Annotated in this window: 11 protein-coding genes; 4 read left to right on the forward strand and 7 right to left on the reverse strand. The window is 64.1% G+C overall.

The annotated features are described in order from the left end of the window. Nucleotides 1-347: 347 nt before the first annotated feature. The 6 genes from KUV74_RS10515 to gmk all read right to left on the reverse strand — a co-directional run bounded on the left by KUV74_RS10515 (nt 348) and on the right by gmk (nt 5,596). Nucleotides 348-842: an acyloxyacyl hydrolase gene (locus KUV74_RS10515; RefSeq protein ID WP_052704262.1), complete on the reverse strand. Its 495-nt coding sequence runs from the start codon at nt 840-842 to the stop codon at nt 348-350. 383 nt (nt 843-1,225) lie between these two features. Further along, nucleotides 1,226-1,735, reverse strand: a complete 510-nt coding sequence (gene thpR, locus KUV74_RS10520; protein WP_222516277.1) for an RNA 2',3'-cyclic phosphodiesterase — start codon at nt 1,733-1,735, stop codon at nt 1,226-1,228. 72 nt (nt 1,736-1,807) lie between these two features. Beyond that, the gene (locus KUV74_RS10525; RefSeq protein ID WP_108131980.1) at nt 1,808-2,197 is read right to left on the reverse strand and encodes a RidA family protein; all 390 of its coding nucleotides are present in this window, start codon (nt 2,195-2,197) and stop codon (nt 1,808-1,810) included. Between the two features lie 84 nt (nt 2,198-2,281). Next, the gene (locus tag KUV74_RS10530) at nt 2,282-4,414 is read right to left on the reverse strand and encodes a RelA/SpoT family protein (RefSeq protein ID WP_045991657.1); all 2,133 of its coding nucleotides are present in this window, start codon (nt 4,412-4,414) and stop codon (nt 2,282-2,284) included. Nucleotides 4,415-4,477: 63 nt separating this feature from the next. After that, complete coding sequence (gene rpoZ / locus KUV74_RS10535) at nt 4,478-4,735, reverse strand: DNA-directed RNA polymerase subunit omega (protein WP_045991658.1); 258 nt, start codon at nt 4,733-4,735, stop codon at nt 4,478-4,480. A 243-nt stretch (nt 4,736-4,978) separates the two neighbouring features. Then, on the reverse strand, nt 4,979-5,596 hold the full coding sequence (gmk, locus tag KUV74_RS10540; protein ID WP_045991659.1) for a guanylate kinase: 618 nt from the start codon (nt 5,594-5,596) through the stop codon (nt 4,979-4,981). 331 nt (nt 5,597-5,927) lie between these two features. Between gmk and KUV74_RS10545 the strand changes: the two genes are divergently transcribed. Next, nucleotides 5,928-6,746, forward strand: coding sequence for a lysophospholipid acyltransferase family protein (locus tag KUV74_RS10545; protein ID WP_222516278.1), 819 nt, complete (start codon nt 5,928-5,930; stop codon nt 6,744-6,746). Next, nucleotides 6,739-7,695, forward strand: a complete 957-nt coding sequence (locus KUV74_RS10550; RefSeq protein ID WP_108131982.1) for a phosphatidate cytidylyltransferase — start codon at nt 6,739-6,741, stop codon at nt 7,693-7,695. Before KUV74_RS10545 ends, KUV74_RS10550 begins: the two co-directional genes overlap by 8 nt. Nucleotides 7,696-7,925: 230 nt before the next feature. Here the strand turns inward: KUV74_RS10550 and KUV74_RS10555 are convergent, their stop codons facing one another. Beyond that, nucleotides 7,926-9,146: an MFS transporter gene (locus tag KUV74_RS10555; protein ID WP_045991661.1), complete on the reverse strand. Its 1,221-nt coding sequence runs from the start codon at nt 9,144-9,146 to the stop codon at nt 7,926-7,928. Between the two features lie 576 nt (nt 9,147-9,722). On the opposite strand from KUV74_RS10555, the gene KUV74_RS10560 reads away from it, so the two are divergent. Together KUV74_RS10560 and KUV74_RS10565 are read left to right on the forward strand one after the other, a co-directional pair. After that, nucleotides 9,723-11,216 carry a M28 family metallopeptidase gene (locus KUV74_RS10560; RefSeq protein WP_222516279.1) on the forward strand — a complete coding sequence of 498 codons (1,494 nt, stop codon included), beginning with the start codon at nt 9,723-9,725 and terminating at the stop codon, nt 11,214-11,216. Between the two features lie 150 nt (nt 11,217-11,366). Beyond that, complete coding sequence (locus tag KUV74_RS10565; RefSeq protein WP_045991662.1) at nt 11,367-11,672, forward strand: hypothetical protein; 306 nt, start codon at nt 11,367-11,369, stop codon at nt 11,670-11,672. Nucleotides 11,673-11,694 lie beyond the last annotated feature (22 nt).

The raw sequence follows: 11,694 nt of genomic DNA on the forward strand, positions 1-11,694 counted from the left end.
CGTCGAGCACCGGATCGACGAGGGTTTCAAAAGGACCGACAGCGCAAGGTCCGACAGCGCAAGGCCGGCAACGGAAAACTGCCGGCCAGGTAGCAGAAAAGCCCGCAACAAGGTTGCGGGCTTTTTCTTATCGACTTTTTCTTGCGGACTTTTTTGCGGTAGTGGCAACGCAGGGGCGATCGCTTGCCCCGCCTTGTTCAGGACGAACGGGGAGTCACCGCTAAAAATGGCATGACCAGATAGTGCAGCGCACGTCTTGTCCAATAAAAGCGTATTCGCTCTGGTGTCGCGAGTGCGCCGAATGCATCGCCAGGGTCTGACCCTTGTCGGTCACATCCCGCAAGGCTTCAGTAGGCAAGGCGCCAGTTGAGCGCATACAGCTCGAAGCCATCGTTGGGCTCCTTGATACTGGCGTTGGAGTAGTGGGTGGCACTGATCGACAGATCCCCGTAGGGGCCCATCCGTAGACCCAGGGCGAGACGATCCTCGAACTGGAAGGAGCTCCCCAGATCACGGTCCTCGATATGGGTATCGATAAAGGCCGAGGCACCGATGCCGCCTTCCACGAAGACGTGGTCCCAGCTGTAGCGCAGCGCAGGACGCAGGTAGAAGGCCTGGTTGGCGCTACGGTCGTCGCCTTCGAACAGGATCACCCCGGTGCCCAGGCGCAGGTCCAGTGAGGGGTGGTAGCGACTCAGGTCGAAGGTCCAGTCATAGCCCAGATCCAGTGCCCCGGTGCCCTCGCTGGTGGAGCCGAGACCGAGGGTGGGGCCTGCCGTGGCGGTAGAGGCGAGTCCCATGAGCAGGCAGCAGGCCAGCGGGCGGGCGAGTGAGGTAGTCATGGCGATTCCCCTATCCTTGTTGTGTCCTCGGGTCGTGAATCCCGCTGGCCCGAGCGCTGTTCGTTATTGTCTTTTGCAAATGGCTTTCGACACTGGCATTCGCACTCGTGCCACTGTCGCGTCTTGCCCGGATATCGTTGACGTTGCTGTGCTGTAATACGCTAGTCCCGGGTCCCACCATCGTTCGTGATTCAGGTCACATTCTTCTGCATAGCCGTGAGGTTTCTGCACAGCGGAAAAGCTCTTGTCGATGGGCCAACCCCAGGTAGATCGGTCAACAGGCAGACCCTCCGGGTGTACGAAAGGTGGTGTTCCTGTGCCTGGCCGGAGCCTACGCTCAAGGGTGCCACTATCGGTCAGATGGCAGAGCTACCTATGCCGAGTTATCGACTGGTTGCGAGCGTGGTATATCGGCTGCCTTCATGACTAATTGATGACTGTATTAGTTGAATTGAAGTATAAGGCCAGCAGAAACAATCTTCTGATAAAGGTTGTGCTGATTGAGTCATCGCACTACGCAGTAACGATACATGGGGACGAAATTGCTGCGGTTGGTGGGGCAGGCCCCATCGGGTGAGCTGTCGCGACAGGTCGCTCTGCAGCTTGAGAAGGGAATCGTGGGGAGAGGAAGGACCGATCCAGACGATGCCGGGCCGGTGGAAGTAGCCTACGTGGTCGAGGGTTAGCCGACCGGGCGCACAGGGGTAGCGCTGGACCCAGCGACGCAGCTTCAAGGCGGAGGTGTCGCTCTGCTCACCGAGGAAGGCCAGCGTCAGATGAAGGTTGTCGTCGGGGATGCGGCGCCCGCCCAGTTCGGCGTGCAGCCGGTCGGCCAGCCCGCCGAGACGTTGGCGCAGCGCAGTCGGCGGCGTGAGCGCAAGAAACAGTCGCATCCCCGGGTTGCCCAGGCAGGGAGCGAGGCCGGAAATCCAGACGCCTCGGACCCTGACCTCAGGCTCCGTCCATCAGTCGCCGATGACCATCACCGCCTCGGCTTCGAACTGGGCGCCCTTGGGCAGGGCCTTGACGCCGACCGCGGCACGCGCCGGGTACGGCTTGGTGAAGACCTCTTCCATCACCTTGTTGACGGTGGCGAAGTTGTCCAGGTCGACCAGGTAGAGGTTGAGCTTGACGATGTCCTGCAGCGAGCCTGCGGCCTCTTCACACACCGCCTTGAGGTTGGTGAAGACCTGGCGCGCCTGGGCCTCGAAGTCGTCGGAAACCAGCTCCATGGTGGCCGGGTCCAGCGGAATCTGGCCAGACATGTAGACGGTGTTGCCGGCCTTGATGGCCTGGGCGTAGGGGCCGATGGCGGCGGGCGCCTGGTCGGTGTTGATGACAGCCTTGTTGCTCATTGTTGACTCCTGATGTCGTGTCAGCGGCAAATAGCAACACCACCACCAGGGCCGTCATCGGGATGACGGCCCTGGCGTCGGGGCTCAATTGCCAAGTCGAGAGATCTTGCCGATATGCGAAAGGTTACGCAGTCGTTTGATGATGCGTGCCAGATGGGTCCGATTACGCACAGAAAGTGTCAGATTGACGATCGAGAGACGGGCGTCACGCTCCTCGATGCCGATGCGCTCGATATTGGCGTCGGCGTCGGTGATCAGGCCGGCCAGCTCGGCAACCAGGCCGCGACGACTCTCGACCTCGAGGCGCAGCGCCACGGGGAAGTCCTCGTCGATGGTGTCCGACCAGTTGAGCGTCAGCAGCTTCTCCGGGTCGCTCTTCAATTCCTGCAGGTTGCGGCACTCGGAGCGGTGTACCACGATGCCTTTGCCCACCGACAGATGGCCGATGATCGGGTCTCCCGGCAGCGGGTGGCAGCAGCGGGCAAACTTGATCACCATGCCTTCGACGCCGCTGATGGTGACCCTGGAGCTGTCCTCGGCGGCCTCGCTATGGGAGATTCGCTCGCCACGGTGCAGTTCCACCAGACGACGGGCGATCACCTGGGTCATGCGATTGCCAAGGCCAATGGCTTCGAGCAGGGCGGATTCGCTCTGCAGCTCCATCTCCTTGAGCAGCCGTGCCATGACGTCTTCGCCGACGTCCTCCAGATGCACGCCAAACTCGCCCAGCGCCTTGGTCAGCAGGCGGCGTCCCAGCTGTACCGCTTCGGTATGCTGCTGATGCTTGAGCGCATGGCGGATGGCCGAACGCGCCTTGGCGGTAACGACGAAATTGAGCCAGGCGAGGTTCGGCTTGCCGCCCGGAGAGGTGATGATCTCCAGCGTCTGGCCGCTCTCCAGGCGCGATGACAGCGGGGCCAGATGGCGGTCGATACGACAGGCGATGCAGGTGTTGCCGATCTCGGTGTGCACGGCGTAGGCGAAGTCGATCACGGTGGCGCCCTGCGGCAGCTCCATGATGTCGCCTTTCGGCGTGAACACGTAGATATCATCGGGGAACAGGTCGTTCTTGACGTGTTCGATGAACTCCAGCGAATCGCCGGCATGGCGCTGCATCTCGAGCAGCCCCTTGACCCATTCCCGGGCCCTGGCGCGGCTGCCTTCGGCGATCGGGTGGGAGGTCTGCCCGGCCTTGTACAGCCAGTGGGCGGCGATACCGTTGTTGGCCATCGCTTCCATTTCCCGGGTACGGATCTGGACCTCGATGGGCATGCCGCTGTTGCCGAACAGGGTGGTATGCAGGCTCTGGTAGCCGTTGGCCTTGGGGATGGCGATGTAGTCCTTGAAGCGCCCCGGGACCGGCTTGTAGAGATTGTGCACCATGCCGAGGATGCGATAGCAGCTGTCGACGTCGTCGGCGATGATGCGAAAGCCGAACACGTCCATGATTTCGGCGAAGGACTTACGCTGGTCGCGCATCTTGCGATAGATCGACAGCAGGTGCTTCTGGCGCCCGATCACCGTGCCCTTGAGCTCGTGCTCGTCGAGCCGGGTCTGCAGCGCATTCTGCACCTGACGGATGGCCGAGCGACGGTTGCCTCTGGCGCTGGCCACGGCGCGCTTGATGCGTTCGGCGCGCATCGGGTGGATGGCCTGGAACGACAGGTCCTCCAGCTCGACCCTGATGGTATTGATGCCGAGGCGGCTAGCCACCCGGGCATAGATCTCGAGCGTCTCCCGAGCGATGCGGCGCTTCTTGTCCGGGCGCAGCGCGCCCAGGGTACGCATGTTGTGCAGCCGGTCGGCCAGCTTGACGATGATTACCCGGATATCCCGGGACATCGCCATGACCATCTTCTGGAAGTTTTCCGCCTGGGCGACGGCCTTGTCCTCGAAGGTGATCTGGGTGAGCTTCGAGACGCCGTCGACCAGTTCGGCCACGGCTTCGCCGAACTGCCCGGCGAGGGCATCCTTGGAGACCCCGGTATCCTCGATGACGTCGTGCAGCATGGCCGCCATCAAGCTCTGATGGTCCATGTGCATGTTGGCGAGGATGTTGGCCACCGCCAGCGGGTGGGTCACATAGGGTTCGCCGGAGCGACGACGCTGGCCGTCGTGGGCCTGTTCGGCATAATAGAAGGCACGCCTGACCTGCTGGATTTCCTCGGCGGGCAGATAGCCTCCGAGTCGGTCAGACAGATCGTCGATCGTGAACATGTGGCGTGCCCTGACTGCGTGATGAGAGGTCCGAAGGGCGACCCGCGGCCGCCTTCGGCACGATCATTCCTCGGAGGGCGAGGCCTGGTACTCGGGACGGAAGCGGCTGGGCGCCTCGACCGGCTCGTCCAGCACGCTGTGGTCGATCAGGCCCTCGGCGATCTCGCGCAGAGCCATGACCGTGGGCTTGTCGTTTTCCCAGGGAAGCAGCGCGTCGCGTGAGCCACGGGCCAGCTGCCGGGAGCGCTGGGTGGAAATCATCACCAGCTTGAAACGGTTCTCGACGTGTTCCAGACAATCTTCGACAGTAACTCGCGCCATTGGGCCCTTCCTGATCTGACAGACGGTGTGTCGGGCAGGTGCTGGCCTTTCGCGGTCGGCGAGACGGACTGTGCCCCCGTCGACGATTGCGCCCGGGGGTTGCACCTGCGAAGTGACAGGCTAGATTACTCGAGTCACGCCGCCTGTGACAAGACGCCGGGGTCTGGTTGCAGCGCCGAAAAGCGAGCCGCGGGAGGCGTGGGTTGCCCGCGCTCCTCGGCGACTTGCCTTTGATAGCGTGTTCTAGTCAGACAGAAGCGCCTCGAGCAGCGGGGCATGGCGCTGTCCAAGGCGCGGTGTGGCCAGGCGCTGGCTCACTACCAGGGCGCGCAGCTCGTCCAGTGCGGTGGTGAAGTCGTCGTTGATGACCAGGAAGTCGTATTCGCTGTAGTGGGACATTTCGCTGACCGCCTCACGCATGCGCGCGCTGACCACCTGATGGTCGTCGGTGCCGCGGCTCGACAGGCGGCGTTCAAGCTCTTCCCGCGAAGGCGGCAGGATGAACACCGAGACAGCCTCTGGCATCTGCTCGCGAACCTGGCGGGCGCCTTGCCAGTCGATCTCCAGAATCACGTCCTGACCGGCGGCCAGCAGTGTCTCCACGGCGCTGCGCGAGGTGCCGTAGCAGTTGTCGAAGACCCGAGCGTGCTCGAAGAAGTCACCCTGCTCGATCATCGCCTCGAAGGTGGCCATGTCGACGAAGTGGTAGTTGACGCCGTCGACCTCGCCCGGGCGCATGGGGCGGGTAGTGTGGGAGACCGAGACCTGAATGCCGTCGAGACCCTCGATCAATTCACGCACCAGGCTGGTCTTGCCGGCGCCGGAAGGGGCAGAAACGATAAACAGCGTACCTTGGGACATGGGCGGGGTCTTCACTTGGAGGCCTTGGGGATCGAGCGCCGTTCGCGGGCGACTTCGCGGGCGACAAGGTGGCGAAGTATGGCACAGTTGGGCCTGGGCCTGCATCCGCCCAGGCTGACCCGCGACGTCGCTCGGTGGGGCCATCGCTCCCCCTGGACTCTCCGTGAATTCCCCCTGAACTCCCGTGAAAAAGCGCCGTGGAGAGGGAAACGGGACCGCCTGGACGGGCGGCGAGATCGGAAAAAGGCAAGCCGATGGCGGCGGTGGATCCGGGGAGCGTCATTCAGCCGGGGCGGAACAACGTCCGAGCATGGGCAAGGGAGCATAAGACATGAAAGGAACAGCCTGGCGGGCGGCGTTGACGGGGGTGCTGATCCGGCTGGTGGCACGGCTGGTGACGGCGCCCAGGCCGATCTGGTCGGGGGTCGCGCCGGTGGCACGTCAGCGGCTGTACTTTGCCAATCACTCGAGTCATGGCGACTTCGTGCTGATCTGGACCACCCTGCCGCCGCGCCTGCGGGCGCGCACCCGCCCCGTGGCGGGCGCCGACTACTGGCTGGCGTCACGGCTGCGGCGCTTTCTGATCCACGACGTCTTCAAGGGGGTGCTGGTCGACCGCCAGCGCAAGCCCGGCCAACCTGACCCCCTGGCAGTGCTGCGTGAGGCGCTCGACGGCGGCGACTCGCTGATTCTGTTTCCCGAGGGCACCCGCAATACCGATGACAAGGGCCTTTTGCCGTTCAAGCCGGGGCTCTACCACCTGGCCTGCGACTATCCCGAGGTAGAACTGGTGCCGGTATGGATCGATAACCTCAATCGGGTGCTGCCCAAGGGCGAGGTGGTACCGCTGCCGCTGCTATGCACGCTCAACTACGGCGAGCCGCTGGCTCGGATAGAGGGCGAGGACAAGGCCGATTTTCTCGCCCGGGCGAAGCGAGCGCTGCAGGCGCTGGCGCCGGCCGGGGCCAGCGTTCCCAGCGACCCCGTGTCTCCCGACACCGCGCCACCCGACACCGCTCATCCAGGTTCTACCACCCCTGGCTCTACCACCCCAGCTACCAGCACCCCAGACACCACCACCCCAGCTAAAAGCACCCCAGGCTCCGCCACCGAGGCATCTGGCCCCAGGGAGGGGGCGCCGAATGACTGATATCGTGATTCCCGCCGGTCTCGGCACCCTGCTCGCCGCCATCGTCGGGATCTTGCTGGTGGCCAGTAGCGTTGGCTTCGTACTGGCCCGCCGCTATTCGCCCGAGGGCGAAAACGAAGTGATCGAAAACCTCAACCAGCGCATCCGCTCCTGGTGGATCATGACGCTGTTGATGGGTATCGCCCTGCTAGGCGGCAGGACCGGGGTGGTGCTGCTGTTTGCCTTCGCCTCGTTTTCCGCGTTGCGCGAGTTCATCGGCCTGGTGCCGTCACGACGGGCCGATCACTGGGCCCTGGCGCTGGTGTTCTTTGTGGTGCTGCCGGTGCAGTACCTGTTCATCTGGCACCAGTACTACGGCATGTACTCGATCTTCATTCCGGTCTACGCGTTCCTGCTGTTGCCGGTGGTGGCGGCCCTGAGAGGGGATAGTCAGGGCTTTCTCGAGCGGGTCAGCGAGGTCCAGTGGGCGCTGATGGTGTGCGTCTTCTGCGTTTCTCACGTGCCTGCGCTGTTGAGCCTGGACATCCCCGGCTATGAGGGGCGCAACGTGCTGCTGATCGCCTTTCTGATCGTGGTGGTGCAGCTCAGCGATGTCCTGCAGTACGTCTGGGGCAAGCTGCTCGGACGCCGGCGTATCGCCCCCAGGCTATCGCCCTCCAAGACCTTGGAAGGCTTCCTCGGCGGGGTGGCCAGTGCCACCCTGGTCGGGGCCGGATTGGCCTGGATGACCCCCTTTTCCATGGGCCAGGCGGCGCTGCTGGCGCTGATGATCGCGCTGCTCGGCTTCGTCGGGGGGCTGGTGATGTCGGCGATCAAGCGCGATCGCGGGATCAAGGACTGGGGTCACCTGATCGAGGGACATGGCGGCTTTATCGATCGTCTGGATTCGGTGATCTTCTCGGCACCGATCTTCTTCCACGTGGTGCGCTACTTCTGGTCGGTGGCATGAGGCCCTGGTGGCGTCACAGCGCAATGCATGGACTGGTGGGGTTCGTCGCCATGGGCGGCTGGACCGCCTGGGCAAGGGCGCGGCGCCTGCATCGTTTCCTTGCCGAAGGCGGTAACTAAGCCTGGGGACGCGGCGCGGCGCCTGTCATTGCGGTTCTCGATTGGCGAAGGCGGCGCCTGACATTGCGCATTCTGCTCAACGAAGGCGACGCCTGAGTCCGGGGCGAACGATCAGCTCTCGCTGGCGCAGTCGGTGGCCGCGGCGCGGCGCCTGTCGCTGCGCTTCTCGGCGCGCAGGCCGATATAGAAGACCACCAGGCCGCCAAGGGCGAGCCCGGCGCCGACCAGGCCACTGGAGGACCAGGGCGCACCGGCCTTGATCGTCACCCCGGCCAGATAGGCGCCCAGCGCATTGGCGCAGTTGAAGGCGGCGTGATTCATCGAGGCGGCCATGGTCTGGGCGTCGCCGGCCACGTCCATCAGGCGTGTCTGCAGCGCCGGACCCAGCGCCATGCTGGTGCCGACCAGGCCGACGAACAGGATGCCGGTGTAAAGGTTGTCGGCGGCAAAGTAGAAGGCGCCCTGGACCACCAGGCACCACAGCAGGATGCGCGGCACCGCCTTCATCAGATTCTTGTCCGCTGCCCGGGCGCCCACCAGATTGCCGATGATGCCGCCGATGCCGAAGATCGCCAGCACCCAGGGGCCGACCATCTCGGGCATGTCGGCCTGGGCGCGCAGGGTCGGTACCACATAGCTGAACACCGAGAACATGCCGCCAAAGCCGATGCTGGCCACGCCCAGGGTGTAGAGCACCCGCTGTTTGACCAGGGCGGTCAGTTCGCGCTTGGGGCTGGCCTTGACGTCATGCGGCTGACGCGGCACGAACAGCTTGATCAGGCCCATGGTGACAAAGGCCACGACGCCCACCGCGAAGAAGGCGAACTGCCAGCCGAACCACTGGCCGGCCCAGGTGGCCAGTGGCGCGCCGATCACGATGGCGCTGGTCAGCCCCAGCATGACCCGGCTGATGGCTCGGGCGCGTTCTTCCACCGGTACCGCTGCTGCGGCCACCAGGGCGGCCACGCCGAAGTAGGCGCCGTGGGGCAGGCCGGCAAGAAAACGCAGACCGACAAAGGGCCAGAAGCTGGTCGCCAGGGCACTGGCGATGTTGCCCACGGCGAACACCAGCATCAGGCAGATCAGCAGGGTGCGCCGGGGCACCCGCGCGGCCAGCGCCGAGATCAGCGGCGCACCGACCACAACCCCCAGGGCATAGGCGGAGATGGCGTAGCCGACGTCGGCGGCGCTGACCGACAGGTCCTGGGCGACACGCTCCATCAAGCCCATGATCACGAACTCGCTGGTACCGATGCCAAAGCCACCGAGGGCCAGGGCGAGCTCCGCCAGGCGAGGATGACGAGCTCTGAGATGGGTGATGGAGATTGCCATCGGGCCTCCTGGAAAACGAAAACGATCCCGACGGGTGTCGAGATCGTAAATTTACGACAAAAGTATAAGGCATCCGAAAGGTGGGTTCTAGCGCCGAAAACGTCAATCTTGTCGATTAGATAGGGCTAAAATGCGGGTAAGTGACGGTTATGTGTCGTCGAGCCGGGGCGCTCTCCAGCGCCACGGCGAGCTATCGTGTTGTTAATTTTACCACTGTGAAAAAGCGCTCAGCTTTAGCGCATTTCTGTTGAAGAAGTTTCACCTATACGCAGTGTACTGTTTTTCTGTGCTCTTTTTTTGACACGACCAGCAGGCTGATCTCTTCAAAACTCTCCACTGCGCTTAACATTTGATTGAAAATCAATAGCCTGGCATGTGTTCACCGGCAAGTGATCGTGCCGATGTCGACGCGTGATTGTCGTGACGAGTGATGGCGGCGAGTGAGGAACGAACTACCTTAGTAGTTCAGTACCACCCGACTAAGTCCGTTGAGCCCCATTCCCCGGTTCAGCGGCGGTCGTCGTGGCGACGCCGAAACCGATGGTTCGGTGCACGCGCTGACGGCAGGGAGTCGACATGAAGGTCGAACTGCATCAGGCAAGGAGCGGCGACGCGACGCTGACCGAGCGCGTCGAGAAAGCCGGTGGCTGGCTGGTGGAGGCTGGACGCAAACGGCTGCTGGTCGCCGCCAACGCCCGCTGGCGGGCCGTCCGCGAGGCCATCAGCCTGCATGACGCCGATGACGCGATGGTCCAGGACCTGGGCCAGGGAAGGCTGCACGGTGTCTGCCAGAAGGGTCGGCTGTTCCAGCAGGCCCATCCCGAGGTCCCGGTGCTGCTGGATGCGGGGCGCTATCTGGTGGTGGACCTGCCCAGGTCCGAGGCCAACAGGATCAACAAGCCCCTTGAGCAAAGTGAAGCGCCCTGCTTCCGCCTGTTCCCTTTACGCGAATCGACCCGTCTGTTTCGCCAGGTTGCGCCTCGTCGCGACGCCGCAGGATCCCGGGCCGTCGACGCTGTCGTCGCGTCGGCCTCCCAGGCCCGCTACGTCACCCTGCTGAGTCAGCTGGTGTCCTATCCGACGCGCCTATCATCGAGCGCCGAGTACGCCCAGGCGGTGGACTGGGCCGAGTCTCAGCTGACCACGGCGGGGCTGGCCGTGGATCGCCAGCAGGTATCGCTGCCCGGCGGCGCCAGCAGCATCAACCTGCTGGCGCGGCTGCCGGGGCAGGCCGTCAGCCCCCGTCACTGGCTGGTGGTCGCTCACCTGGACAGCGTCAACCATCAGGGCGGTACGTCCGCACCGGCGCCGGGCGCCGACGACAACGCCAGTGGCTCGGCGGCGCTGATGCTGATGGCCGAGGTGCTGGCCGGGCAGCGTTTCGATGATGACCTGAGCTTTGTGCTGTTCGGCGGCGAGGAGCAGGGGCTGCACGGTAGCCGCCAGTTCGTGGCGGGACTCTCCGCTGCCGAGCGGGGGCGCATCGCCGGGGTGCTCAACATGGACATGATCGGCTCGATCAACGCCACACCGGCGGCGGTACTGCTGGAAGGCGCGCCCCTCAGCCAAGACATGATCGATGGCCTGAGTGCGGCGGGAGGCCGCTTCACCGATCTCGAACTGCAGGTCTCGCTCAACCCCTTTGCCAGTGATCATGTGCCCTTTATCGACGCCGGGATACCCGCCGTGCTGACCATCGAAGGGGCCGACGGCGCCAATGACGCCATCCATGGACCGAACGATGTCCTGGCCACGGTGGATCCGTCCTACGCCATGAAGATCGTGGCAATGAACCTGGGGTTTGTGGCCACCAGCGCCGGCCTGCACGCGGTTGACGCCCCGCCCCTGCCGGAGTGCCACTGTCGTGGCGACGAGCGCCACCACCTGGGCGACCCCTGGCGCCAGCTCGAGGCCCACCATGAAGCACTGCTGGCCCAGTATCGTCGCTGGCAGGGCCAAGGCGTCTGGTCGGCGCAGCTGGACGCCGGCTGGCGTCAGGCCTGGCAGCGGTTGGAGTTGCTGCGCTCGCGCAGGGGATGGGAGCGACGGTCTCGGTCGACAGGCCGTTGAACGAGCCAGTGGCAAGGCCGCTCACCCAGCCGCTCAGCCAGCCACTCGCCCAGCCATTAACCCAGCCAGTGATCGAGTGACGCCCCGGCGAGACGAGAACAGGCAAGACAAGATCAGGTAAAGCAAGACAAGACCGATCAGGAGGATGTGATGCCAAAGGACCTGTGCGGAGACTGGATCGAGATGCGCGAGGAAGGCATCGGCGACTGCACGGTGCTGCGACACCCGGATTCGCCGGCTGTCACCCCCTCGCGGATGCCGCGAAGGCGCCTGTGTCTGCACCAGGACGGCGCCGTCGAGCTCCACACCGGAGACGCCGCCGACCGCCTTGCCTGCGATGCCCGTGGTCAGTGGCGGCGTGATGGCGATCAACTGCACCTGACACTGCCCGGTTGGGACGGTGACTACGATATCGATGCGCTGGAGGACGATCTTCTGATCATTACCCGTCATTGAGGCCACCAACGCCGCCAATACC

This window comes from Halomonas sp. DP1Y21-3, from assembly GCF_019801245.1.
Taxonomy (GTDB): domain Bacteria; phylum Pseudomonadota; class Gammaproteobacteria; order Pseudomonadales; family Halomonadaceae; genus Halomonas; species Halomonas litopenaei.

Coding starts and splice junctions, on each gene's coding strand:
- KUV74_RS10560 (WP_222516279.1), top strand. CDS start 9,723: ATGAAGGTCGAACTGCATCAGGCAAGGAGCGGCGACGCGACGCTGACC.
- KUV74_RS10550 (WP_108131982.1), top strand. CDS start 6,739: ATGACTGATATCGTGATTCCCGCCGGTCTCGGCACCCTGCTCGCCGCC.
- KUV74_RS10515 (WP_052704262.1), bottom strand. CDS start 842: ATGACTACCTCACTCGCCCGCCCGCTGGCCTGCTGCCTGCTCATGGGA.
- KUV74_RS10565 (WP_045991662.1), top strand. CDS start 11,367: ATGCCAAAGGACCTGTGCGGAGACTGGATCGAGATGCGCGAGGAAGGC.
- thpR (WP_222516277.1), bottom strand. CDS start 1,735: ATGCGACTGTTTCTTGCGCTCACGCCGCCGACTGCGCTGCGCCAACGT.
- rpoZ (WP_045991658.1), bottom strand. CDS start 4,735: ATGGCGCGAGTTACTGTCGAAGATTGTCTGGAACACGTCGAGAACCGT.
- KUV74_RS10525 (WP_108131980.1), bottom strand. CDS start 2,197: ATGAGCAACAAGGCTGTCATCAACACCGACCAGGCGCCCGCCGCCATC.
- gmk (WP_045991659.1), bottom strand. CDS start 5,596: ATGTCCCAAGGTACGCTGTTTATCGTTTCTGCCCCTTCCGGCGCCGGC.
- KUV74_RS10530 (WP_045991657.1), bottom strand. CDS start 4,414: ATGTTCACGATCGACGATCTGTCTGACCGACTCGGAGGCTATCTGCCC.
- KUV74_RS10555 (WP_045991661.1), bottom strand. CDS start 9,146: ATGGCAATCTCCATCACCCATCTCAGAGCTCGTCATCCTCGCCTGGCG.
- KUV74_RS10545 (WP_222516278.1), top strand. CDS start 5,928: ATGAAAGGAACAGCCTGGCGGGCGGCGTTGACGGGGGTGCTGATCCGG.